We start from the raw sequence: 24,357 nt of genomic DNA, 5'->3' as shown, positions 1-24,357 counted from the left end.
CCGTTCTCGTCCTCGCCGACGCTGACCTCCATGGTCACGTGATCCACCACAGGCCCGACGGCACGTGCCCACCGGAACGCGGCAGCCGGTCACCGGTTAACGTCGCTCCCACCCAGCCAGCGCAAGAAGGGCCGCCGCCGTGCCGCACACCAACCCGCCCCCGAGCGGGCAGCCGGATTCCGGGCGCGCCGAGCGCATCCACGCCCTCCTCACCGCGCCCGGCGCGCCCTTCGCCGTCGTCCTCGGCGAGCGGGGGACGCCGGAGTACGCCGACGGGCCCCGTACGCTGCGGGAGTTCGTCGAGACCACCTGGGCCTACGGGGACACGCCGTTCCTGATCGCGGGCGAACGGACCTGCACGTACGGGGAGTTCTTCGCCGCCGCCTCCGCCCTCGCCGTACGCCTGCGGGAGCGGTACGGGCTGCGCTCCGGCGACCGGGCCGTGATCGCGATGCGGAACCATCCCGAGTGGCAGATCGCCTTCTGGGCCGCCCAGTTGGCCGGACTCGTCGCCGTACCCCTCAACGCCTGGTGGACCGAGGACGAGTTCGTCCACGCCCTCGACGACTGCGAGCCCGGCGTGCTCCTCGTGGACGGGGAGCGGCTGGACCGGGTGGCGGGCTGGGCCCGTCGGACCGGGGCGTACGTCGTCCTCTTCCATGGCGAGCACGGCGACGGGCCGGTGGTGGAGGCGCTGCGCCTCGACCGGTACGACGACTTCCCCGCCCCCGATCCGCTGGCCGCGCCGCCCGACGTCGAGCCCCGGCCCGAGGACGACGCCACGATCCTCTACACCTCCGGCACCACCGGCCGCCCCAAGGGCGCGGTGGCCACCCACCTCGCCCAGGCCGGGGCCGCGCTCAACCCCCGTTACCAGGCGGCCGCCTCCGCGCTGGGGCGGGGGGCCGTTCCGGGGATGGGGCCCGCCCCGGTCTCCCTGATGACGTTCCCGTTCTTCCACGTCGCCGCGTTCACCAGCTTCTACGGGGTGATGGCGGCGGGCGGCACCCTCGTCCTGATGGACAAGTGGGACGCGGACGAGGCGCTGCGGCTGATCCGGGCCCACCGCGTCACGCACTTCGCGGGGGTGCCGACGACCGCGCTCCAGCTGCTGGACGCCGTCGAGGGCACGGGGGACGGGCCGGCGAGCCTCACGCTGTTCAGTACCGGGGGAGCCGCGCCCCCGCCCACCCTGGTGGCCCGTCTCACCGCCCGGTACGGCGAGCGCGTCGAGCCCCGCAACGGTTACGGCCTCACCGAGACCAGCGGCGGCGTCCTCGCGCACTTCGGCGACGACTACCGCGCCGACCCCGCCGGCGCGGGCCGCCCGACCCCCGTCACCGAGGTCCGGATCGCCGGACCGTCGGGCGAGGAACTGCCCGACGGGGAGACGGGCGAGCTGTGGCTGCGCGGCCAGTCGCTGTTCCGCGGCTACTGGCGCGACGCGGCGGCGACCGAGGAGGCCTTCGGCGACGGCGGCTGGTTCCGTACCGGGGACCTCGCCGTCCGCCGCGACGGGCAGGTCTCCGTGGTCGACCGGCTCAAGGACGTGGTGATCCGGGGCGGCGAGAACGTGTACTGCGTCGAGGTCGAGGGCGTCCTGCACGACCACCCCGACGTGGCCGATGCCGCCGTCCTTGGCCTGCCGCATCCGGTGCTGGGGGAGGAGGTGGCGGCCGTCGTCCGGCTGCGCGCCGGGGCGACGGTCACCGCCGGGGCGCTGCGGGAGCACGTCGGCGGGAGGCTCGCCGCGTTCAAGGTGCCCGCCCGGGTGCTGTTCACCGACGAGCCGCTCCCGCGCAACGCCACCGGCAAGCTGCTCAAGCCGCGGCTCCGGGCCCTGGTGGAGGCGGCCGGGCCCGTCACGGGCGTGTGACCCGCACCCGGTAGTTGCCGTCGTCGTCCTCGTCCAGCACGGATATCCGTACGCCGTTGGCCCGGTCGGTGAAGGTCTGGCCGGGGCGGAACGTCGCGTCGGACAGTTCCGCGTGCACGTTGGGGCGCCGGGTGCAGCCGCCGCTGTCCTCGGTGGCGTCGGCGACGGAGACCGGGCCCTGTCCGGTGTCCACGTCGGAGCTGACCTTGTAGATCAGCACTCCGGGCCGGCAGACCGCCTCGTCGTTGCCCCCGGCCGTGCGGACCTCCACGGCGTAGCCGGACTGCGCGCTCAGCGGGACGAAGGCGAGCTTGGTGCCGCCCTCGGTGGCCAGCGGGCCGAGCGTGTGCTCGCTGACGCCGGGCTGCGACGCGCAGCTGATCTGCTCGTTGTCGAGCCAGCCGAGCTTCCACTTGTGCCAGGCCAGGAAGTCGTTGTTGGCGCCCCAGTCCTCGGACATGATGTCCCAGTGCCCGACCGAGCCGCCGCCCTCCATCGTGTAGAGGTCGGGCAGCCCGAAGACATGGCCGTTCTCGTGCGGCAGAACGCGGTAGCCGGTCTCGGCGTACGACCCCGATCCGTCGTCCTGGCGGCTGTAGACGAACGAGGTGTTGGCGAGCGGGACGCCGTCCGCCTCCGGGGCCTCGTCGTTGCCGGAGAAGGTCACCGAGAGCACGGTGTCCAGCGCGGAGGGGCCGGCGTTCGGGCTGACCAGGATGTTGACCAGGTCGTACTCCGAGAAGTCGACCCGGGGGTCGGCGGCCTCGACGATGTCCTTCACCAGCTGGCGGTAGCCCGGCTCGAACGGTGAGCCGCGCTCTATCCCGTACTCCGTGAACGCCATCGGCATCCGCAGCCAGTCCTTGACGGGGGCCTCGGGCCGGTAGACGAGCCGGCCGTAGGAGCTGGTCCTGAACCATTCGGAGGTCTGCGGGAAGAACTCCGCGAACCGGTCCGTCGCGGGTTCCGTCCCTTCCGCGTCCGGGAAGTCGATCATCAGGTTGAGCGCCCTGATCTCACCGGTCGACCGGGCGTAGCCGGGCGGGGTCGGCAGGCCCTCGGACATCTGCACGCCCATGGCCGCGGAGATCCGGCACGGGGCGAGCACGGAGTCCTGGGTGGCCGCCGGGCCCGCCGAGGCGCGGCCGGCGGAGGGGAGGGTGGTGCTGGCCGAGGCCATGGCCGCTATGACCAGCGCGGTCGCTCCGGCCAGGGCGACCGGACGGCGGTGTCTGCGTATCCGGTGGCGGGGCTGCTGCATAGAGGCGCCTTCGGGGTCCGCGGCAGCCGGCCGACCCCTGACTGCGCTCTGGCGATCAGCCTGTGCCGGGTGGTCCGGGGCCGCTCGCTGGGTGCGCCGATCGGTGGGTTTCACCCTGAGGTCATGTGATGCAGGTCACATGAAAGGTGGGAAATAAGCGGGGAGCCTCTCCCCGTTTGCATACGTGTCCCCGCTAAACGGGGAAACAGTCCCCGGTTACCGATGGGGTCCGATCGACTACGCAGGGGGAAGGGGAGGAGGGTCGCTGTGAAGAGTGTCGCGAAGGCTGTCGCGCAGGCCGTTGCCGGCAGCGCCACGCAGGCCGTCGCCGGGAGGGGCGCCGCGCCGACGGGATCGTGCCGCGTCGCCCGTCCACGGGCCGACGCGCTGCGCAACCGCGAGCGGATCGTCTCGGCCGCGCGCGAGATGTTCGTCGAGTTCGGCCCCGATGTGCCGCTGGACGACGTCGCCCGCCGCGCGGGCGTCGGCAACGCCACGCTCTACCGGAACTTCCCCGACCGCGCCGCCCTCACCCACGAGGTCGTCCTCGCGGTCACCTCCCGCACCACCCTGCGGGCCGAGGAGGCCGTCGCCGCGGAGTCCGACCCGTTCGCCGCGCTCAGCCGCTTCGTGCACGCGGCCGCCGACGAACGCATCGGCGCCCTCTGCCCGATGATCTCCGGCGTCTTCGACAAGGACCACCCCGATCTGCTCGCCGAGCGCGACCGCCTCGAAGAGGCCGTCGCAGGGCTCGTGTCGCGCGCCCAGTCCGCGGGGCGGCTGCGTACCGACATCGCCGTCGGTGACGTACTCGTCGCCCTCTCCCAGCTCACCCGGCCGCTCCCCGGCATCGCCTGCCAGGGCATCGACCGGTTCACCCACCGTCATCTGCAGCTGTTCCTGGACGGCCTGGAGACCCCGGCCCGCTCCGAACTGCCCGGATCGGCGGCGACCTTGGAGGACCTGCGGCGCCCCTGACGGCCGCACCGACCTGAACCTTCCCGGCCGCGCCGACTCCATCGGCCCACCGGCCCCACCGTCTCGTCCCACCCGAACTCCGGCCCGTACGTCCCTGTCACGCGCGGGCGGCCCCACGTAACCGTCGCGCGTACGCCACAGCACGTACCGCCGACGCCCACTTCGCGACGCCTCGGCGCCCTCGCATGTCCTTAGGTGGCTACACCCATGTCAAAAACGGCCGGCCTGTCCCGAACGGCTGACACCGCCCTTCCCGATCCGAGTCGCTGGAAAGCCCTCGCCTTCATCGCGCTCGCCCAGCTGATGGTCGTTCTCGACGCGACCATCGTGAACATCGCGCTGCCCTCCGCCCAGACCGATCTGGGCATCTCCGACGGCAACAAGCAGTGGGTCATCACCGCCTACGCGCTCGCCTTTGGAGGTCTCCTCCTCTTCGGCGGCCGGATCGCCGACCTCTGGGGCCGTAAGCGCACCTTCGTGGTCGGCCTGACCGGCTTCGCGCTGGCCTCCGCGCTCGGCGGGGCCGCCCAGAACGAGGCGATGATGTTCGGCTCCCGGGCCCTCCAGGGTGTCTTCGGCGCCCTGCTCGCCCCGGCCGCGCTCTCGCTGCTCGCCGTGATGTTCACCGACGCCAAGGAGCGCGCCAAGGCGTTCGGCATCTACGGGGCCATCGCCGGTGGCGGTGGCGCCGTCGGGCTGATCCTCGGCGGCTTCCTCACCGAGTACCTGAACTGGCGCTGGACGTTCTTCGTCAACATCCCGTTCGCCGTCGTCGCCGCCGTGGGCGCGTACTTCGTGATCCGCGAGCCCTCCGGCACCCGTAACCGCGCACCGCTGGACATCCCCGGCGTCGTGCTCTCCACCCTCGGCCTGGTCGCCCTGGTCTACGGCTTCACCCGCGCCGAGTCGGCCGGCTGGTCGGACGCCCTGACCGTCTCGATGTTCATCGCCGCCGCCGTGCTGCTGCTGGCCTTCGTCGTGACCGAGGCGCGCGTGAAGTCGCCGCTGCTGCCGCTGCGCGTCCTCACCGAGCGCAACCGCGGCGGGGTCTACCTCTCGCTGGGCCTCGCCGTCATCGCCATGTTCGGGCTGTTCCTCTTCCTGACCTACTACCTCCAGGTCGTGAAGGGCTACTCCCCGGTCAAGACCGGCTTCGCGTTCCTCCCGATGATCGCGGGCATGATCACCGGCTCCACCCAGATCGGCACCCGGCTGATGACCCGGGTCCCGCCGCGTCTGCTGATGGGCCCCGGCTTCCTGGTCGCCGCGGTCGGCATGCTGCTGCTGACCCAGCTGGACCTGAACACCAGCTACGCCGCCGTTATCCTGCCCGGCATGCTGCTGCTCGGCCTCGGTATGGGTACGGCGTTCATGCCGGCGATGTCCCTGGCCACGCACGGCATCGAACCGCGGGACGCGGGAGTGGCCTCCGCGATGGTCAACACCTCGCAGCAGGTCGGCGGCGCCATCGGCACCGCCCTGCTGAACACCATCGCCGCGAGCGCCACCACCGCGTACGTCGCCGATCACGCGGCCCGCGCCACGGACCCGCAGCTCCTGGAGCTCCAGGCCATGGTCAGCGGTTTCGCCGCCGCGATCTGGTGGGCGGTCGGCATCCTCGTCGCCGCGGCCGTCATCGCGATCGCCCTCATCAACACCGGCCGCCCCGGAACGGGTCAGGGCGGCACGGAGAGCGCGTCCGGCGAGGGCGCCGAGGACGAGTTCAGGATCCCGGTGGTCGCCCACTGAGGACGTCCGGCCCCTGACGAGGGCCGGCCCCGGTCTGCCCTGGCTCCGCTCAGCGGAGCCAGGGCAGATCCGCGTCCGCGTCCTCCGGTTCCAGACCGGTGGCGAGCGCCCGCATGATCTCCCCGAGGCTTCTCACCTGCTCGTCCGTGAGCCGGTCGAACATCGCCTGGCGTACGGCCTCGACATGGCCCGGCGCCGAGCGGCGCAGCATGTCGAGGCCGTCGTCGGTGAGCACCGCGTTCTGGCCGCGCTTGTCGGAGGGGCAGTCCTCGCGCCGGACCCAGCCGTTCTTCTCCAGCCGGGCGATGGCGTGCGAGAGCCGGGAACGGGTGATCTTCGCGTTCCGGGCCAGCTCCGTCATCCGCATCCGGCGGCGGGGGGCCTGCGAGAGCTGGACGAGCAGCCCGTAATAGATGTGCGGCATGCCGGCATCGCGCTGCAACTGGCGGTCGAAGTGATCCTCCAGCAGCGTGGTGGCATGCAGATAGGCGCGCCAGACGCGCTGCTCCTCGTCGGAGAGCCAACGCGGTGCGCTGGTGGATGCCGTGGTCATGGACTCCACTGTACGACCTTTTCTTGAAAGTTGAACTAGATAGAGCTAAGGTCTCCACAGGTAGGACCTTGAAGTTTCAAGAAGCCTTCCCAAGAGGTCTCCGCCGGAGGATCCGAGGGAGCTTCCGCGGACTTCCGTAGGACCCCTGTACAACGATCCCTCGGATGACCTCGGGGAACTACCGCTCTGACGAACTCGTGACCGGATCCGGTGACCCGGACGCCCGGCGTGGCGCCCGGCCGCCCGGGATCCGGCGCCCAGTGGATGGGGAGTGCCATGACAGCCACCGCGGAGCGCATGCCCGCCCTCTACCTCTCGCACGGCGCGCCGCCCCTGGCCGACGATCCCGTCTGGCCCGGCGAACTCGCCGCCTGGTCCGCGGGCCTGCCCCGCCCCCGCGCGATCCTGATGGTCTCCGCCCACTGGGAGGAGGCCCCGCTCGCCCTGGGGGCAACGGAGACCGTGCCGCTCGTGTACGACTTCTGGGGCTTCCCCGAGCACTACTACGGCGTGCGGTACGAGGCCCCCGGCGCGCCCGGTCTCGCCGACAGCGTCCGCAAGCTGCTGCGCGGCGCCGGTACGCCGGTCCAGGACATCCCGGACCGGGGCCTGGACCACGGGGCGTACGTCCCGCTGGTGGAGATGTTCCCGGACGCCGACATCCCCGTACTCCAGATCTCCCTGCCGACCCTCGACCCGCAGAAGCTGATGGCCGTCGGGCGCAAGCTCGCGCCGCTGCGCGACGAGGGCGTGCTGGTCGTCGGCAGCGGCTTCTTCACCCACAACCTGGCCGCCCTGCGCCACCAGGGCGGCGGGGTGCCCGGCTGGTCGGCGGAGTTCGACGACTGGGGCGACCGCGCGCTGCGGGCCCAGGACATCGACGCGCTGATCGACTTCGAGCACACGTCCCCGGCCGGAAAGCTCGCCCACCCGCGCACCGAGCACTTCGCGCCGCTGTTCGTGACGCTGGGCGCGGCCGAGGACGAACTGGACCGGGGGCGGAGCGTCATCGACGGCTTCTGGATGGGACTGGCGAAGCGGTCGGTGCAGTTCGGCTGACCGCGTACGTGTCGGGGCCTGCGGGCAGGGCGTGTCCGGCGGGTTCAGAACACCGGCGGGTTCAGCTCGATCGCGCGCCGGGCGGCGGAGAACGCGAGCGCGTCGCCCACGTCCAGTGTCGTGTCGGCGATGCGGCGCGACGGGTCGGCGGTTACGGGCCGGATCGGCCGGTGTACCCAGGGTCGGCCGACGGGCTCAGGGTCGGCCGACGGGCTCAGGGCCGGCCTGTCCGGCCCTCCCGTCGCGGACACGCACCCGAGCAACCCGAACGCCACCGCAGCCGTCTCTCGGGGTGGGGGCGGGGAGTTTGGGGCAGGAGCAGGGCGCTTCGGGTGGACGTGCTGATTCCGGGTACCCGGCCGGAGAGTCGGCAAGGGGGCCGACAAGGGGCCGGAACCCCCTCCGTACCGGCTCTGACCTGCGCGTCCGATGGGATCCGGCAGCGGTGTCCGGCGGTCGAAGCGGAACAGGGTACTGCATGATCACGAAAATGAATGTGCCGCATGGGAATTCTGTCCGGATTCCAGTCGTTGTTTCCATCGGATGCAGGGCACCCGGAAGGGTGTCGCGACCTACTCAGCAAGGGAGCACGCATGGCAACCCGTGCCGTCGCCCGTCGTACGTCCGCCGCCTCCGGTGAGACCGACCGGGCAAGCAGTGTTCGCGCCGTGGGCGGGGAGATCGCCGATCGCGACCTGGTCGGCATGTACCTGGACGAGATCGCCCGCACACCGCTGCTCGACGCCGCCAAGGAAGTCGACCTCTCCCAGACCATCGAGGCGGGCGTCTACGCCCAGCAGATCCTCGACGGCGAGGTGGAGAGCGATGCCGGTGACGCGAAGCGTGAGGAGCTGGAGGCGCTGGTCGCCGATGGCGAGCGCGCCAAGGACATATTCATCCGTTCCAACCTCCGCCTCGTCGTCGCCGTGGCCCGCCGCTACCCGCGCGCGGGGCTCCCTCTGCTCGACCTGATCCAGGAGGGCAACGCCGGCCTGGTGCGCGCGGTCGAGAAGTTCGACTACGCCAAGGGCTTCAAGTTCTCCACGTACGCGACCTGGTGGATCCGTCAGGCCATCACCCGGTCCATCGCCGACCAGTCCCGCACGATCCGGCTCCCCGTCCACCTGGTGGAGGAGCTCGGCCGGATCCGCCGGGTCCAGCGCGAGTTCAACCGCGAGCACGGGCGCGACCCGGAGCACGCGGAGATCGCCGCCGAGCTCGACTCCAACGCCGAGCGCGTCGGCAACGTCCTGGACTGGGCCCGCGACCCGGTCAGCCTCAACATGTCCGTGGACGACGACGGCGACACCCAGTTCGGCGACCTGCTGGAGGACACTTCCGCCGTCTCGCCCGAGCAGTCGGTGATGACCCTGCTCCGGAGCGAGGAGCTGGAGGACCTCATCGGCAAGCTCGACAACAGGACCGCCTCGATCATCAAGATGCGGTACGGCATCGAGGACGGGCGCGAGCGGACGCTGACCGAAGTGGGCAAGCAGCACGGCCTCACGCGGGAGCGGATCCGGCAGATAGAGAAGCACGCACTGCTCGAATTGAAGCGAATGGCTCACGACACGGGCTTTGACGCTGCGGCGTGAGCCGATAACCCGTAATCTCCCCATCAAGCCGGTTCGCACCGGCTGACCGACCGGGTCATTCCGGTCACCCGACCGGTTTTCACCGGTCCCTGAGCTGAGCCCCGGCGCCCACCCCCCCCGGCGTCGGGGCTCATCCCTGTTCTCCTCGTTCTCTCCGCTCTCCCTGGTCCGGGCCGGAAGGCCGGTTCCGGTCCCCGGGCCGGGCGGCGCGGGTCAGCCGGGCGCCGAGACTCTCCAGGTACGCCACCAGCTCCGGCGGCCCCTGTACGGAGAACTCGCAGTCCACCAGTGCCAGCCGCAGCGCCACCCACTCCAGCGAATCGGTGCACGAGGCCCGCAGCCGACAGCCGCCCGCCCCGTCCGGCTCCGGCGCCCCGAGATGCGCGGGCAGCCGCGCCGCCACGAACTCAGCCGGCCCGCCGAACCACACATCGAGGCGCAGCTCCGGCTGCATGCGCCGCATTGACCGGGCCAGGAACGTCGCCGCGTCCCCGCTCCCGGTATCCCTGCTCCCCGCATTGCTCCCCGCGCCCTCGACGGGCAGCGGCCTCGGGGTGAACCGGGCCCCGGTCGCGTACGGTTCGCCGATCCGGTCCACCCGGAACGTCCGCCAGTCCTCCCGGCCGATGTCGTACGCCACCAGGTACCAGCGCTGCCCGGTGCTCACCAGCCGGTACGGCTCGACCTGCCGCTTCGTCCGGGTGCCGTCGCCGCTGCGGTAAGCGAACCTCAGCCGCTCCCGCCCGGTGGCCGCCGATGCCAGCGTCGTCAGGGTCCGCGGGTCGATGGTGGAGCCGTCGCCCCGGGTCAGCGGAACCGTGGCGTTCTGGAGGACGGAGACCCGGTGCCGCAGCCGGGAGGGCAGCACCTGTTCCAGCTTCGCCAGCGCCCGTACGGAGGCCTCGTCGACGCCCTCGATCGCGTGCCCCGCCCCGGCCCGCAGCCCCACCGCGATGGCCACCGCCTCCTCGTCGTCCAGCAGGAGGGGCGGCATGGCGGCGCCCGCGACCAGGCGATAGCCGCCGATCGAGCCGCGCGAGGCCTCGACCGGGTAGCCCAGGTCGCGCAGCCGGTCGATATCGCGGCGGATCGTGCGCGGGCTGACGTCGAGCCGCTCGGCCAGTTCGCCGCCCGGCCACTCGCGCGGGGTCTGAAGGAGGGACAGCAGTTTCAGCAGACGTGCCGGGGTATCGGACATGGCCTCAGGATGGCGGACCAACAGGTCATGATCTGACCTAATGGATGCCTAGGTTTTCCCCATGCCTTCTTCCGCACCGCCGCAGCCCGCGGCATCGCAGCTCGCACCGCCCACGTCGCCCGGATCGGTGAAGACGCCGGTCGCATCCGAGCCTGTGACCGCGCCCGCCCCCGTGCCCGCACCGGCCGACCGGCGTCGCTGGTTCGCGCTCGCCATCGTGATGACCGCGGCCTTCATGGACCTGGTCGACGTCACGATCGTCAACATCGCGATCCCCAGCATCACGCGCGAGACCGGAGCCTCCGTCTCCGCGATCCAGTGGATCACCGCCGGTTACGCCCTCGCGTTCGCGGCCGGGCTGATCACGGGCGGCCGGCTCGGCGACATCTACGGGCGCAAGCGGCTCTTCCTCATCGGCATCGGCGGATTCACGCTCGCCTCGGCCCTGTGCGGCTTCGCGCCCAACCCCGAGATACTGGTCGCCGCCCGCATCCTCCAGGGCGCGACAGCGGCCCTGATGGTGCCCCAGGTCCTCTCGATCGTGCACGCCACCTTCCCGGCCCACGAGCGGGGCAAGGTCTTCGGACTCTTCGGTGCCGTCGTCGGCCTCGGCGCGGTCTCCGGTCCGCTGCTGGGCGCCCTGCTCACCGAGTGGGACCTCTTCGGGCTCGGCTGGCGGCCGATCTTCCTGATCAACCTGCCCGTCGGCATTGCCGGACTGATCCTCGGCGCGAAGTTCATCACCGAGTCCAGGGCCCCCAAGGCGGTCCGTCTCGACCTGCCCGGCGTCGCCCTGATCACCCTGGCGATGCTGATGCTCATCTATCCGCTCACCCGGGGACACGAACTGGGCTGGCCGCTGTGGGGCCATCTCTCGATGGTGGGAAGCCTGTTCGTCTTCGCGGCGCTGGTGATCCATCAGCGGCGAAAGGCCCTGACCGACGGCTCGCCACTGATCGAACTGTCCCTCTTCCGGGTGAAGAGCTTCGCCGCCGGTATCGCCGTGCAGCTGACCTTCGGCGTCGGCCTCGGCATCTTCTTCCTGGTCTGGACCCTCTACATGCAGACGGGCCTCGGCTGGAGCGTGCTGCGCGCCGGTGTGACGGGCATCCCCTTCTCCGTCGCCGTCTCGGTGGCCGCCGGGATCTCCGTGCAGAAGCTCGTGCCCCGCTTCGGGCGCAAGGTCCTCCAGGCCGGTGCGCTCCTCATGATCGCCGGGCTGCTGATCTACCTCTGGGAGAGCGAGCAGTACGGCATGGGCATCAGCTCCTGGCAGATGGCCGTCCCGCTGGTGGTCATGGGCGTGGGGATGGGGCTGATCGTCGCTCCGCTGACCGACACGGTCCTCTCCGAAGTACCCAAGGAGCATGCCGGTTCGGCGTCCGGCCTGATCAACACCGTGCAGCAGATGGGGACGGCGCTCGGCCTCGGCCTGGTGTCCGTCGTCTTCTTCGGCGCGATCGGCGACCGGCTGGCTCCCGAAGCGGTCGGCCCGGCGTTCGTCGACGCGTTCCAGGGGGCGCTGTGGTGGGTGGCCGGGGTGCTCTCGGTGATCTTCCTGGTGATGTTCGCGCTGCCCGCCCGGCCGCGCGCCCACGGGGAGGACGACGTGAACACGGAGGCTGACGCGAGCTGACCTGTGGTCCGGGCTGACCTGTGGTTCGGGCTGATCTGTGGTTCGGGTCAGCAGATCCGGGTGCGGCTCTCCATCGCCGCGCGGGCGGTGCGCTCGTCCTCGTACACCTCGCACATGTGACGGCCGTCGGGCGTCGCCGTGTGCTCGACCTCCCACAGGCTCGTCTCGCTGCCGTCCAGCAGCAGGAACGCGTGCTCGTAGAGCGTGAATCCGGCGGGCCGGCCGTCGACGTCGCACTGCCGCCCGAAGATCTGGGTGATGTGGTGGGCGAAGGCGGCCCGGAGCAGCCGAGCCCTCTCCTCGCCCGGCCGGTCCGCGTTCTCCGCCCGGCGCAGCACGCGGCGGGCGTGGTCCGCGGAATTGTCGGGGGCGTACGTCCGGGGGAGCGGGGCCGGCGGGGCGGACATCAGGACCGTCAGCATCTCCAGGTCGCCCTGCGCCTCCTGCATCCCCTCGTCGCCGAAGGCCGGGGAGTCGGAGAGGCTCCCGGCCAGCCGGGACGCGGCGATACGGGCGTCGCCCTCGTCGTCGTACAGCTCGTGCCGGCGCGGGCTCCGCACGTCCCGGCCGCCGCTGTGCACCAGCTCCCACAGGGTGAGGGCGGAGCCGTCGGCGAGGAGATACGTGTGACGGTAGGTCTCGCGGTGCAGCACGGAGCTGTGGTGCGACGAGTGCAGCGAACTGCTGTGGGCGAGCGCCGTGCCGAGGCGGTCGACCGTGCTGTCGGGAAGGTCGAAGGAGTTCAGGGCGCGTCGCAGGAGTCGGTCGAGGTGGTGCTCGGTTGTCTCGTACGGATCGCTCAAGGTGGTGTCTCCAGGCCGTCGCCGCGTGTTACTCGGTGCGTGCTTAACGTAGTCCCTGGGTCCGACATCGTGACCGGGGTTGGATGAAAACGTAAGGCGCAGGCCGAAAGTTCCCCGCCTGTTCCCGGTGCATTTCGGGCGGTTGGGAGGAACTCCCTTGCGCGGACGGTGAGTCGGCCGCCCGCGCGCCCCCGGCTCACACCGCGCGCCCTCCCTCCCGGCGCCGTGGTCTCAACGCATCCGGGCTCCGTACAACTCCGTGTACGAGAGGAACGTGCCGCCCGGGCCGTCGGTGCTCCGGGCGGCGCGCACCGCCTTCACGATGGCCCGCGCCAGGACGTCGGCGCCCGCCGCCAGGATCTCGTTGACGGCGACGGGGTTCCCCGGCTCCACCGGCACCTGCCCGGTGGCCAGGGTGAACACGGTGTCCCCGTCGGTCAGCATGTGGACCGGGCGCACCGCGCGGGCCAGGCCGTCGTGCGCGGTGCCCGCCAGCTTCTGGGCCTGCGCCCGGGTCAGGTCGGCGTCCGTGGCGACGACCGCGATCGTCGTGTTGAACGGCGGGACCCCGCCCCCGGCCGCCTCCATGGCCTCCTGCTCCTGGGTGAGACGCCGCTCCGCCGCCGCGTGGACCCCGGCCGGAGGGTGGACCGGCGGCTCCCCGGCCCCGTACTCCCCGAACAGCACCCCGGTCCGGGGATCGACCACCGAGCCCGCCGCGTTGACCGCGACGACGGCGGCCACCGTGACGCCGGAGGCGAGGCGGGCGCTCGCCGTGCCGATGCCGCCCTTGAGCTGCCCGGCCACCGCGCCGGTGCCCGCGCCCACCGAGCCCTCGGCGAACGGCTCCCCGGGGGCCGCGGCAGCCGCGGCCTCCACCGCGGCGCGGCCGGTCGACGCGTCGGGGCGGGCCCGCCAGTCGCCGCCCCGGCCCAGGTCGAAGAGGGCGGCGGCCGGAACGACCGGCACCACCCGGGTGGGCCCGGGGCCGACCCGGACGCCCCGGCCCTGCTCCTCCAGCCACGCCATCACGCCGGACGCGGCGTCGAGCCCGAAGGCGCTGCCGCCCGTGAGGACGACGGCGTCGACCCGCTGCACCAGGTTGCGCGGGTCCAGCGCGTCCGTCTCCCGCGTACCCGGCCCGCCGCCCCGTACGTCCACCGCTGCCACGGCCCCGCCCTCCGGCGCCAGGACGACCGTCGTACCGCTCAGCGCGCCCGCACCGGCGACCTCGGCGTGGCCGACGCGGATGCCGGCCACATCGGTCAGCGCGTCCAGCAGGGGCGGGAGTTCGGGGGCCTTGTCCTCGCGCGTCATCGTCCGGCTCCTCCGGTCGGAATCGAGGCCCGCCGAAGAGCACGGACCGCTACACCTCGAACGTACCGGCGAGCCACAAGCGGTGCGCCGGCCCCTGCCCGACGAGCGGCCGGGGCGCGGCCCCGGGACATGGGGCGCGCGAGGCGGCGTTCCGCAAGGCGCGGAACCCCGCGCAAGCCCGCCCCGCGCAAGCCCCCGCGCAAGCGCGCCCGGGCAAGCCCGCCTCGTGCAAGGCCCCGCGCAAGCCCGCCCCGCGCAAGCGCGCCCGGGCAGGCCCCGACCCGCGCGCGAACCCGGCCCTCCGCAAGGCGCAGGCCCCGCCCCCGCAAGCCCGCCCGACGAGCAGCTCACGCAAGCCCGCCCGGGCAAGGCGGTCCTTGCGACTGTCCGGGCGACCCGCTCACCCTCTCACCCCCCAAAACGGGTTAAATCTGCTCAAACAGTCCTACGGTGGCCGGGTGACCGAGCCCTCAGAAGCCACCGCAGCAGCCGAGCCCCCCGCCCCCGGCGAACCCGCGGCGACGCCTCCCGCGCCGACCGGCACCCGGTCCGTCACCACCCGGGCCACGCTCGCCGGAGTGATTGTCTCCGCCCTCCTGATCCTCGCGATCGTGCTCGGCAGCCGTATGCTCCGCAACTTCGACTCGGCCCTCCTCCCGTACGCCGTGGCCACGGTCTTCCTCGCCTTCGGCGTCGCCTACCGCTACACCGTCTGGATCTCCGCCCCCGGCGCCCGACGCCTCTTCAAACAGGGCTGGCGCAGCCTCTTCTCGATGGAGAACTTCCGCAGGGCCCCCACCGCCCTGCCCAGGATGATCGCCACCTACCTCGGCTTCCAGAAGTTCCTCGGGGCCCGCTCCCACGCCCGCTGGGCCGCTCACCAGCTCATCTTCTGGGGCTGCGTCCTCGCCGCCCTGATCACCTTCCCGCTCACCTGGGGCTGGTTCACCTTCACCTCCAGCACCGGTTCAGGGCCCGGTTACGAGATGCGGATCTGGGGATTCAAGATCCTCGGCTTCGACTCCCTGAACCTGCTCGGCTGGCTGATGTTCCACGGCCTGGACATCGCCGCCGTCCTCGTCATCCTCGGCGCCTCGTACTTCCTGTGGCGCCGGATGAAGGACCGCGGCGCCATCACCGGCCAGCGCTTCGCCTACGACCTGGTGCCGCTGATCGCGCTCATCGTCATCTCCGTGACCGGCCTGCTGCTCACCTTCTCCTCGGTCTTCCTGCACGGCGGCGGCTACCAGTTCCTGGCGATCCTGCACATGGTGTCGGTGGTCTTCACCCTCATCTACATCCCGTTCGGCAAGTTCTTCCACATCGTCCAGCGCCCGGCCGCGGTCGGCATGCAGCTGTTCAAGTACACCGGCCGCAAGGACGACGAGGTGTTCGCCTGCCGCCGCTGCCAGGAACCCATCGACACCGGGCCCTATGCCGAGAACCTGCGCGGCACCATGCGAGACCTCAGCCTCGACTTCGACGCCTGGGCCGAATACTGCCCGCGCTGCAAGCGGGTGCTGCGCGGCAGCGCCTACCTCTCCCATGTGAAGAAAGGTTTCAAGTGACCGCGGATCCGCGAGCTGCCGCCGACCGCCGCACCTTCATCCCCCTGGACCCCTCCCTCGCCCCGCCCGGCACTCGCGCCTTCCGGGACGCGGGCGGCATCCCGGCCGACCGGTGGCACGCCGACCAGAACGGCGAGACGCTCGTCCCCACCCACTGCTGCTTCTGCGGCGTCCAGTGCGGGATGTATCTGCGCGTGGACCACGGCGGCAAGGTCTTCGGCGTCGAACCCCGCAACCACGACATCAACCGGATGCGGCTCTGCCCCAAGGGCATCAACGCCTACCAGCAGGTCAACCACCCCGACCGGCTCACCGCCCCGCTGATGCGGCGCTCCCGCGACGAGGAGTTCCGCGAGGTCTCCTGGGAGGAGGCGCTCGACTTCACCGTCTCCGAGATCAGGCGCATCCAGCAGGCGTACGGCAACGACGCCTTCGGCCTCCTCGGCGGGGCCAGCCTCTTCTCCGAGAAGACCTATCTGGTGGGCAAGTTCGCCCGGGTAGCACTCAAGTCCCGGCACGTCGACTACAACGGCCGCCTCTGCATGGTCAGCGCCGCGGGCGCCAACAAGCTGGCCTTCGGCATCGACCGGGCCGGCAACCCCTTCTCCGACATCCTCCTCACCGACTGCCTCCTCATCGCAGGGTCCAACGTCGGCGAGTGCTTCCCCGTGATGACCCAGTACGTCTGGGGAGCCCGGGACCGCGGCGCGACCCTCATCGTCGTCGACCCGCGCGAGACCGCCATCGCCCGGACCGCCGACATCCACGTCGCCCTCAAACCCGGCACCGACTCCGCCTTCTTCACCTCCGTCCTGAACGTCGTCATCGAGGAAGGGCTCACCGACGAGAACTTCCTCGCCGACCACGCCACCGGGTGGCAGGAGCTGAAGGCCAAGGCCGCCGAGTACCCGCCCTCCCGCGCCGCCGCGATCTGCGGCATCCCCGCCGAGCAGATCGTCCAGGTCGCCCGGGCCTTCGCCCGCGCCCCCAAGGCCATGGCCTGGCACGCCCGGGGCATCGAACACCACTCGCAGGGCGTCGAGAACTGCCTCTCCGTGATCAACCTCTGCACCGCCACCGGCCACATCGGCAAGCCCGGCGCCGGCTACGGCACCATCACCGGCCAGGGCAACGGGCAGGGCGGCCGCGAGCACGGCCAGAAGTCCGACCTCCTCCCCGGCGGACGCTCCATCATGAACGAGGAACACCGTCGCCAGATCTGCGAGATCTGGGGCATCGAGGAGTCCGAACTCCCGCCCGCCGGCACCTCCATGATGGAAATGGTCTGGCAGATGCAGCGCCGCGAGATCCGCGGTCTGATCGGCATCTGCAACAACCCCTTCGTCTCCCTGCCCAACTACCGGGTGGTCAAGGAGGGGTACGACACCACCGAGTTCCACGCCCAATTCGACTTCTTCCTCTCCGAGACCGCTGCCAACGCCCATGTCGTCTTCCCCGTCACCACCTGGGCCGAGGACGAAGGAGTGATGGCCAACGCGGAAGCCCGCGTGGTCAAGCACAACAAGGCCCAGGACCCGCCGCCAGGCGTCCGGACCGACACCTGGGTGATCTGCGAACTCGCCCGCCGCCTCGGCGCGGGCGACAAGTTCGACTTCCCCGACTCCCGGTCGGTCTTCGACGAGCTGCGCATCGCCTCCGCCGGAACCGTCAACGACTACTACGGCATCACCTACGAACGGCTGGAGGAGACCGGCGGCATCGCCTGGCCCTGTCCCGCCACCGACCACCCCGGCACCCCCCGGCTCTTCGAGGACGGGAAGACCTACCACCCCGACGGCAGGATCCACCTCCAGGTCGTCGAGTGGCACCCGCCGATGGACCCGTACGACGACGAGCACCCCATGTCCCTCACCACCGGCCGCACCGTCGCCCACTTCCTCTCCGGCAACCAGACCCGCAGGCTCGGCGCCCTCGTCGAACAGACCCCGCGCCCCTGGGCCGAGATCCACCCCTCCCACGGCTTCCGCAACGGCGAACCCGTCCGCGTCGTCACCCGGCGCGGCAGCGAGGTCTTCCCCGCCCTGGTCACCGAGGCGATCCGCCCCGACACCGTGTTCGTCCCGTACCACTGGCCCGTCCCCACCGCGGCCAACGCCCTCACCATCGACGCCCTCGACCCCCGCTCCAAGATCCCCGAGTACAAGGTGTGCGCCTGCCGCATCGAGCACGCCGAGCGGATCGACGAGGTCCCCGCCCCGCCGGTCGCCCCCGGCCATGTCGCCTACCCGGAGACCCAGGTCTCCCGAACCGACCCGCTGCCTCCCACGGCCCCGCAGGGCCGTGGCACCTCGGAGAGGAGCTGAGGCCCGTGATGGGCAGAACGATCTTCATCGACCCGGGGCGCTGCATCGGCTGCCAGGCCTGTGTCTCCGCCTGCCGCGAATGCGACTCGCACCGCGGCAAATCGATGATCCACCTCGACTACACCGACGAGGGCCAGTCCGTCGCCTCCCTTCCGACCGTCTGCATGCACTGCGAGGACCCGGTCGCCCCGTGCGCCGAGGTCTGTCCCGCCGACGCGATCCTGGTGACCGCGGACGGTGTGGTGCAGCAGGCCGACACCACCCGCTGCATCGGCTGCTCCAACTGCGTCAACGCCTGCCCCTTCGGCGTACCGAAGATCGACCTCCAGGCGAAGCTGCAGATGAAGTGCAACCTCTGCTACGACCGCACCGCCTACGGCCTCGCCCCCATGTGCGCCACCGTCTGCCCGACCGGAGCGCTCTTCTACGGCACCGTCGAGGAGCTCCAGGCGGAGCGCCCCGGCGTCCAGGTCGCCGACACCTTCGTCTTCGGCGAGACGGAGGTCCGCACCGGTGTGGCCATGGTCGTCCCCGCCGAACGGGTCCAGTGGCCGGTGCCCGGCGGTCTTCCCGTCGTCGAGATCAACGGGAAGGACGTCCGCCGATGAGCGTCACCGACCAGCAGCCGGGCGGCGAGCACCCCGCCGGGGGAGACCCGCGCGAGGCGCTCCAGGATCGGATCGCCGCCGACTCCCTCACCACCCGGCGGGACTACCTCCGGATCGTCACTACCGTCTCCGGCGGACTCGCCGTCGGCGGTATCGGCGTGGCCGCGGGCATCCTCCACCGCCACGGTGACGGCGAGGACGGCAAGGCCCCCGAGCCGAAGCGCATCGCCGGCGGGCTGCTGCCCGGCGAATCGATCGCCTTCCGCTACCCCGGAGAGGAGGACCGGGCCGTCGCCGTCCGTCTCGACGACGGCACCCTTGTCGGCTACTCCGCCGTCTGTACCCACCTCGCCTGCGCCGTGCTCTGGCGCAAGGACCGGGGCACCGAGGGCGAGCTGTACTGTCCGTGCCACGAGGGAGTCTTCGACGCCCGGTCCGGAGAGGTCACCGCGGGCCCGCCGCCGCGCGGGCTGCCCAAGGTCGTGGTCATCGAGCAGGACGACGGAAGCGTCTGGGCCGTGGGGACCACCCGGTCCGGCGAGAGCATCGAGGAGGGCCTCTGCCGCCAGCTCGGCGGCGAACGCCCCGAACTCGCCGCCCGTATCGGCTGCCCGGGCATCGACGGTGGAGCCGAGTCCCCGCCCCGGGCCGCCGGGCTACGCACCCGGAACCGGACCACCGGTGAACGGCCCGCACCCCGGACCGGCGGCGCACCCCGGACCACCGGTGCCACGTCCGCCACCGTCGAGAACCCGGGCGGGCGGGCATGAGCGACACCCCGCACCCCGAGCAGCCGCTGCCGCCCCCGGGCAGCCACTACCCCGCCTACCACCCCGGCAGCGCCGACCCCGAGCTGAACCGGCCCGTCCACGAGCGGTACCCGCAGATCCGCCCCACCAGCGGATACGGGGACCCCCGCGTCCGGCACACCGGCCCCGGACCCGGCGCGGGCACCGACCAGAACCCCGAGCGCTCCTCGAAGCTGACCGCCCGCCTCGCCCTGGCCATGTCCGTCGTCATCGGCCAGCTCTGGGGGCTGACGATCCTGATCGACGAGTGGATGGAGGGCAATACCGGCACGGCCTGGTGGGGGGCCGGTTTCCTCTGCCTGTCGTTCCTCGTCGTGCTCGGCCTGTGGCTCGTCGACCCGAAGGACCGCTGACGCCCGCCGCCCGGCCCCGCGGCGGCTCACCCCCCGTGGTGAGCCGCCGTACCCTGGAGACATGAGCGCCGCCCCCGCCCCCAGCCCGCGTGATGCGAAGCAGCAGCAGCCACAGGAGCAGCCGCACCGGGAACCGAAGCCCAAACCGGTTCTGATCTTCGACGATCCGCTGGACCGGCAGTCCGCGGACGATACGGACCAGGGGTGGGGTGAGCGGCCTCCGGCAGGCAACAGCGCCGCGGACCTCGCGCGCTTCCTGGACGAGAAGCCGCCCCACCACATCTGAGCGACCCTCCGGACCTGAGCGGCCTTCCGGAGGGCTACCGGTCCTCGCGCGGGCCGGCGGCAGTCCCGTCGGCCCCGCCCGGGGTGCCGCCCGAGGACGGCCCGGGCGCGCCACCGGTGCGCTGGGCGACCAAGGCGTCGCGGATCTCCTTCAGCACCTCCAGCTCGCTCACCTCGATCGTCTCCTGCACACCTTCCTTGGCGGCCTGCATCGCCGCCCGCCTGGCCAGGTACTTGGCCATCGGCAGCACCATCAGGAAATACACGACGGCCGCGGTGATCAGGAAGCTGAGGGTGGCGCTGAGCACCGAGCCCCACAGGATCTCGATCCCGTCCATCTCCCCGGTCTTCGGGTCGGTGGTGCACGGGCCCTGGAGGCAGGAGCTGTAGTTGTCCAGGTCCTGCGTGCCGAACGCGCCGACCAAGGGGTTGATGATGCCCTTGACGACCGCGTTCACGATGTTGGTGAAAGCGGCACCGATGACGACCGCCACCGCGAGGTCGATCACATTGCCGCGCATCAGGAAGGCCTTGAAGCCCTCCAGCAGACTGACCTTCTTCTCGCTCACGGATGAGCCTTCTTTCGCATGGACGGTGAGGGAAGCGAACTGCTCCACCACCCAAGGCGGGAGAAGGCGGTACTGTCCAATCCGCTGATTCGCACGGGGGCGGTGACGGAACGTCAGTTCGCATCGGACACCGCCACGGCCAGCCGCCCCGAAGTGCCCGCGCCGAGCAGCGCCGTCGCCGTCGGCCGCTCCACGGACAACACCACCAGCGCCCCGGTCCCCGTCGACGCGGGCGGCACCTTCGCCACCCGCGCCCCTCGGGCCACCACGCGCGCGTCGTCGCCGCCCGCATCGCCCACCGCGATCACATCGACCCGGTCTCCCGGCCGCAGCAGCCGTACCGTCTCCGGATCCGCGATCCGGACCGGCGCGGAGACCAGCCGCACCGGCGCCCGGCCCGCCCCCGGCGGATCGTCCGGCGGGCCGGCCCCTCCGTCGGCGCTGCTCAGGCCCGTGGTGGCCAGCGCGGCGCCCGCCAGCGCGAGCCCCGCGGCCGCCGCACGCCGTTGGCGGCGCAGCATCCGCCGCAGCCGGTCCGCGCCACCGCCCCGCACCCGCAGGGGGCCGAACGGCCCCACCCGGGACGGCGCGGGCACCGGGGCGGGACAGGGGAGGGGAGGGGGAGAAGTGGACATGGCACCACCTGGGATCAGTGCGGACGAGCGCGAGAACATGCGCAAGGAAACGCGCAGGAATCGCGCAAGGGAAAGGGGAGTCCGGGCCGGTGTGACCCGGCCGGACTCCCCTCACTTTCCACTGTTCCAGCAGATCCCGCTGAGCCCTGTGGACAGCCTCCGTGCTGTGGACAACTCCGTCACCCGATCGGTGAGTTCCGCCGTGCCCGCGCGGCAGCCGCCCCTCCTACGGCAGCGTGATCCCCGTGTCGATCCCGTCCAGTGCGTGGGCGCACGTGCAGTTGCGGCTCTCGCTCTTCGGCAGCCCCGCCACCGCGTCGAACAGCACCGAGCGCAGCCGGTCCACATTGGCCGCGAACACCTGGAGCACCTCCTCGTGGGAGACGCCCTCGCCCGCCTCGGCCCCCGCGTCCAGGTCGGTCACCAGGGTCATCGTGGTGTAGCAGAGCCCCAGTTCCCGGGCGAGGACCGCCTCGGGGTGCCCGGTCATGCCCACGACGGACCAGCCCATCGCCGCGTGCCAGCGCGACTCCGCGCGGGTCGAGAACCGGGGGCCCTCGACCACCACCAGGGTGCCGCCGTCCACCGGCTCCCAGTCCCGTCCGCGGGCCGCCGCGAGCGCGGCCTTGCGGCCCTCGGGGCAGTACGGGTCGGCGAAGCCCAGGTGGACGACGTTCGGCACGGTCCCGTCGGCCCGGGTCTCACCGTCGTAATAGGTCTGCACACGGGTCTTCGTGCGGTCCACCAGCTGGTCGGGGACGAGCAGGGTGCCCGGCCCGAACTCCGGCCGCAGCCCGCCCACCGCGCACGGCCCGAGCACCTGCCGGACCCCGACGGAGCGCAGCGCCCACAGGTTGGCCCGGTAGTTGATGCGGTGCGGCGGCAGGTGGTGGCCGCGTCCGTGGCGGGGCAGGAAGGCCACCCGGCGGCCGGCGAGCTCGCCGAGGAAGACCGAGTCGCTCGGCTTGCCGTAGGGGGTGTCCACGGCGACCTCGGTGACGTCCTCCAGGAAGGAGTAGAAACCCGAGCCGCCGATGACACCGATCTCCGCGGACCCCTCGGCCCCCGCCGTGCCCGTACCTGCACCCGTACTCGTACGCGTACCGGAGTTCGTTTCCGTATGTGCGTTCACCATGCGGTCACCGTATCCGCAGGGGCGCCGGCCCGGGGAAACGCCCGGACCCCGCCGAGCGGTCTCGGCGGGGTCCGGTGAAGAGCAGGTGGGGCGAGAAAGCAGGTGGGGCGTACGCGGGCTCAGGCGGCCGACGTACCGCTCGACGACGAGGCCGGCGCGGGGGCCGACGACGAGGAGGCGGACGACGAGGCGCTCGACTTCGTGTCCGAGCCCGTCGACGACGAGGACGAACCCGAGTCGGACGACTTCGAGGACGACGACGCCGGCGTGCTGCTCGACGAGGAGCCGCGGCTGTCGTTCCGGTAGAAACCGGAACCCTTGAAGACGATGCCGACCGCGGAGAACACCTTCTTGAGGCGTCCGTCGCAGCTCGGGCACACGGTCAGGGCGTCATCGGTGAACTTCTGCACCGCCTCGAGGCCCTCGCCGCACTCGGTGCACTGGTACTGATAGGTCGGCACTTGCTCCTCCTGGCACTCTCACTCAATGAGTGCTAACGACGCTCCATACTGACGTATTCCGTCGGATCAGTCCACCGTGACCGGCTCGCGGTGACCGATCCCACGTGCCACCGTGCGTCCCTGGGACGTCGGAGTCAGCCGGGAGCGCAGGGCGAGCAGGGTCATCAGGGCCAGTGCGGTTCCGGCCAGGGGGACCAGGAATCCGGTGCTCGCGCCGTGGGCGTCGGCGAGTCGCCCCGCCACGGTGACGGCCGCCGCCTGGCCGAGCGCCACCGCGCCCGTCAGCCAGGTGAAGGCCTCGGTCCGGGCGGTGGCGGGCACCAGCGCCTCGACCAGGGTGTAGCCGCTGATCAGGGCCGGGGCGATGCAGAGGCCGACCAGCAGACCGAGTCCGGCCAGCAGCGGCACCGAGTGCACGGCCCACAGGCCGGACGCGGTCAGGGTCAGCGCCACGTACCCGACGATCAGGCGGCGGCGCGGGCTGCTCTTCCAGGCGATGGCGCCGCAGGCGATGCCCGCCAGCATGTTGCCCGCCGCGAAGATCCCGTAGAGGACCCCGTTGACACCGGGGTGGCCGATCTCCTCGGAGAACGCGGTCAGCGAGACCTGCATCCCGCCGAAGACCGCGCCGATGCCCAGGAAGGTGACGGCCAGGACCCGCACGCCGGGAACGGAGAGCGCCGAGGCGTGCGGTTCGGCGGCGGTGGCCTTGGCGCGCGGGGCGGGCTGGGTGGCGCGCTGCGCGGCGAAGAGGAGGCCGCCGACCAGGGTCAGGGCGGCTTCCGTGATCAGGCCGGCCGCCGGGTGCACGCCGGTGCACAGCGCGGTGGCGATCACCGGGCCCAGGACGAACGTGAACTCGTCCGTCACCGACTCGAACGCGGCCGCGGTGGACATCAGCGGAGAGGCGGGCCGGTCGGGGGTCGCGCCCAGCATCGCCGCCCAGCGGGCCCGCACCATGGGACCGATCTGCGGGATCGACGCACCGGTCGGCACGGCGGCGGCGAACAGCGCCCACAGAGGTGCGTCCGCCAGTGCCAGGGCGGTCAGGGCGCTCACCGAGACGGCGTGGAGCAGGACCCCGGGGACCAGGACGGCACGCTGGCCGAACCGGTCGGCGAGTTTGCCGCTCTGCGGGGCGAACAGCGCCATGGAGACGCCGGAAACCGCCGCGACGGCGCCCGCGCTGCCGTACGAGCCGGTCGTGTGCTGCACGAGGAGGACGATGCCGATGGTGAGCATCGCGAAGGGCTGCCGTGCGGCGAAGCCGGGGAGGAGGAAGGTCCACGCACCGGGGGTGCGCAGCAGTTGCCCGTATCCGGGGCGGTCGGAGACCGTGGTCGCCACGGTCCTTGCCTTTCTGCCGCCTGGTGGCACTGCTTCCCGGCGCCCTTGTGGGGCGGGCCGGACGGAAGCGGCCGAGAGCTGTCCTCTTCGCGCGGAACTGCGGTAGATGCCGGGCGACTCGCTGCAAGCGGCGAAGAAACGCCGGGCGAAGAGACACCACGACCGCCATACGGTCGCGCCAGCTCTGCATCAGACAGAGTTGGTCGTTCAGGTTTGCCTTCATGGTACAGGCAGGAAG

General features: G+C 71.8%; 23 protein-coding genes. 12 read left to right on the top strand and 11 right to left on the bottom strand.

Annotation, left to right across the window (positions count from 1 at the left end):
* Positions 1–139 precede the first annotated feature (139 nt).
* Positions 140–1,876 carry a class I adenylate-forming enzyme family protein gene (locus IE140_RS18265; protein ID WP_189460538.1) on the top strand — a complete coding sequence of 579 codons (1,737 nt, stop codon included), beginning with the start codon at positions 140–142 and terminating at the stop codon, positions 1,874–1,876.
* Here the strand turns inward: IE140_RS18265 and IE140_RS18260 are convergent.
* Complete coding sequence (locus tag IE140_RS18260; protein ID WP_093443885.1) at positions 1,863–3,137, bottom strand: M6 family metalloprotease domain-containing protein; 1,275 nt, start codon at positions 3,135–3,137, stop codon at positions 1,863–1,865. The two genes, IE140_RS18265 and IE140_RS18260, sit on opposite strands and share 14 nt — an antisense overlap.
* A gap of 222 nt (positions 3,138–3,359) precedes the next feature.
* Between IE140_RS18260 and IE140_RS18255 the strand changes: the two genes are divergently transcribed.
* Both IE140_RS18255 and IE140_RS18250 read left to right on the top strand, forming a co-directional pair.
* A complete protein-coding gene (locus tag IE140_RS18255) occupies positions 3,360–4,115 on the top strand; it encodes a TetR/AcrR family transcriptional regulator (protein ID WP_373296177.1) in 756 nt (251 codons plus the stop codon).
* A gap of 207 nt (positions 4,116–4,322) precedes the next feature.
* Positions 4,323–5,864: an MFS transporter gene (locus IE140_RS18250; protein WP_189460536.1), complete on the top strand. Its 1,542-nt coding sequence runs from the start codon at positions 4,323–4,325 to the stop codon at positions 5,862–5,864.
* A gap of 49 nt (positions 5,865–5,913) precedes the next feature.
* Here IE140_RS18250 and IE140_RS18245 read toward each other — a convergent pair whose 3' ends face one another.
* The gene (locus IE140_RS18245) at positions 5,914–6,426 is read right to left on the bottom strand and encodes a MarR family winged helix-turn-helix transcriptional regulator (RefSeq protein WP_150197480.1); all 513 of its coding nucleotides are present in this window, start codon (positions 6,424–6,426) and stop codon (positions 5,914–5,916) included.
* Positions 6,427–6,693: 267 nt separating this feature from the next.
* Between IE140_RS18245 and IE140_RS18240 the strand changes: the two genes are divergently transcribed.
* On the top strand, positions 6,694–7,476 hold the full coding sequence (locus IE140_RS18240) for a dioxygenase family protein (protein ID WP_150197479.1): 783 nt from the start codon (positions 6,694–6,696) through the stop codon (positions 7,474–7,476).
* 44 nt (positions 7,477–7,520) lie between these two features.
* On the opposite strand, the gene IE140_RS18235 is transcribed toward IE140_RS18240, so the two are convergent.
* Complete coding sequence (locus IE140_RS18235) at positions 7,521–7,727, bottom strand: hypothetical protein (RefSeq protein ID WP_150197478.1); 207 nt, start codon at positions 7,725–7,727, stop codon at positions 7,521–7,523.
* Between the two features lie 342 nt (positions 7,728–8,069).
* Between IE140_RS18235 and IE140_RS18230 the strand changes: the two genes are divergently transcribed.
* Positions 8,070–9,071, top strand: a complete 1,002-nt coding sequence (locus IE140_RS18230; protein WP_032766835.1) for a sigma-70 family RNA polymerase sigma factor — start codon at positions 8,070–8,072, stop codon at positions 9,069–9,071.
* 130 nt (positions 9,072–9,201) lie between these two features.
* Here IE140_RS18230 and IE140_RS18225 read toward each other — a convergent pair whose 3' ends face one another.
* Entirely contained in the window at positions 9,202–10,269 is a 1,068-nt protein-coding gene (locus IE140_RS18225) for a helix-turn-helix transcriptional regulator (RefSeq protein WP_150197477.1), read from the bottom strand.
* Positions 10,270–10,330: 61 nt separating this feature from the next.
* Between IE140_RS18225 and IE140_RS18220 the strand changes: the two genes are divergently transcribed.
* The gene (locus IE140_RS18220) at positions 10,331–11,905 is read left to right on the top strand and encodes an MFS transporter (protein ID WP_373296176.1); all 1,575 of its coding nucleotides are present in this window, start codon (positions 10,331–10,333) and stop codon (positions 11,903–11,905) included.
* A gap of 47 nt (positions 11,906–11,952) precedes the next feature.
* On the opposite strand, the gene IE140_RS18215 is transcribed toward IE140_RS18220, so the two are convergent.
* Both IE140_RS18215 and IE140_RS18210 read right to left on the bottom strand, forming a co-directional pair.
* On the bottom strand, positions 11,953–12,708 hold the full coding sequence (locus IE140_RS18215; protein WP_093443895.1) for a DUF6227 family protein: 756 nt from the start codon (positions 12,706–12,708) through the stop codon (positions 11,953–11,955).
* A gap of 231 nt (positions 12,709–12,939) precedes the next feature.
* A complete protein-coding gene (locus IE140_RS18210) occupies positions 12,940–14,025 on the bottom strand; it encodes a P1 family peptidase (RefSeq protein ID WP_150197476.1) in 1,086 nt (361 codons plus the stop codon).
* A gap of 458 nt (positions 14,026–14,483) precedes the next feature.
* On the opposite strand from IE140_RS18210, the gene IE140_RS18205 reads away from it, so the two are divergent.
* The 6 genes from IE140_RS18205 to IE140_RS18180 all read left to right on the top strand — a co-directional run bounded on the left by IE140_RS18205 (position 14,484) and on the right by IE140_RS18180 (position 19,973).
* On the top strand, positions 14,484–15,593 hold the full coding sequence (locus tag IE140_RS18205) for an MFS transporter (protein WP_150198836.1): 1,110 nt from the start codon (positions 14,484–14,486) through the stop codon (positions 15,591–15,593).
* Entirely contained in the window at positions 15,590–17,917 is a 2,328-nt protein-coding gene (locus IE140_RS18200) for a molybdopterin oxidoreductase family protein (RefSeq protein ID WP_093442865.1), read from the top strand. The genes IE140_RS18205 and IE140_RS18200 overlap by 4 nt, the downstream gene beginning before the upstream one ends.
* Positions 17,918–17,922: 5 nt before the next feature.
* Complete coding sequence (locus IE140_RS18195) at positions 17,923–18,525, top strand: 4Fe-4S dicluster domain-containing protein (protein ID WP_010059620.1); 603 nt, start codon at positions 17,923–17,925, stop codon at positions 18,523–18,525.
* Complete coding sequence (locus IE140_RS18190) at positions 18,522–19,295, top strand: QcrA and Rieske domain-containing protein (RefSeq protein ID WP_150197113.1); 774 nt, start codon at positions 18,522–18,524, stop codon at positions 19,293–19,295. Before IE140_RS18195 ends, IE140_RS18190 begins: the two co-directional genes overlap by 4 nt.
* Positions 19,292–19,687: a hypothetical protein gene (locus tag IE140_RS18185; protein ID WP_006125295.1), complete on the top strand. Its 396-nt coding sequence runs from the start codon at positions 19,292–19,294 to the stop codon at positions 19,685–19,687. Before IE140_RS18190 ends, IE140_RS18185 begins: the two co-directional genes overlap by 4 nt.
* Before the next feature lie 61 nt (positions 19,688–19,748).
* The gene (locus IE140_RS18180) at positions 19,749–19,973 is read left to right on the top strand and encodes a hypothetical protein (protein WP_006125294.1); all 225 of its coding nucleotides are present in this window, start codon (positions 19,749–19,751) and stop codon (positions 19,971–19,973) included.
* 34 nt (positions 19,974–20,007) lie between these two features.
* Here the strand turns inward: IE140_RS18180 and mscL are convergent, their stop codons facing one another.
* The 5 genes from mscL to IE140_RS18155 form a co-directional block, all read right to left on the bottom strand.
* Positions 20,008–20,541, bottom strand: coding sequence for a large conductance mechanosensitive channel protein MscL (gene mscL, locus IE140_RS18175; RefSeq protein WP_093442861.1), 534 nt, complete (start codon positions 20,539–20,541; stop codon positions 20,008–20,010).
* A gap of 113 nt (positions 20,542–20,654) precedes the next feature.
* The gene (locus IE140_RS18170; RefSeq protein ID WP_229826843.1) at positions 20,655–21,176 is read right to left on the bottom strand and encodes a hypothetical protein; all 522 of its coding nucleotides are present in this window, start codon (positions 21,174–21,176) and stop codon (positions 20,655–20,657) included.
* Between the two features lie 226 nt (positions 21,177–21,402).
* Positions 21,403–22,311 carry an S-methyl-5'-thioadenosine phosphorylase gene (locus IE140_RS18165; RefSeq protein WP_175468645.1) on the bottom strand — a complete coding sequence of 303 codons (909 nt, stop codon included), beginning with the start codon at positions 22,309–22,311 and terminating at the stop codon, positions 21,403–21,405.
* Between the two features lie 119 nt (positions 22,312–22,430).
* Positions 22,431–22,772, bottom strand: a complete 342-nt coding sequence (locus IE140_RS18160) for an FmdB family zinc ribbon protein (protein ID WP_032766860.1) — start codon at positions 22,770–22,772, stop codon at positions 22,431–22,433.
* Positions 22,773–22,838: 66 nt separating this feature from the next.
* Positions 22,839–24,119, bottom strand: coding sequence for an MFS transporter (locus tag IE140_RS18155; protein WP_128806166.1), 1,281 nt, complete (start codon positions 24,117–24,119; stop codon positions 22,839–22,841).
* Positions 24,120–24,357 lie beyond the last annotated feature (238 nt).

It is taken from the genome of Streptomyces parvus (genome assembly GCF_014648875.1).
GTDB lineage: Bacteria > Actinomycetota > Actinomycetes > Streptomycetales > Streptomycetaceae > Streptomyces > Streptomyces parvus.
Note: the sequence above shows the minus strand (reverse complement) of the source record. Positions and strands in the feature narration are given on the sequence as shown.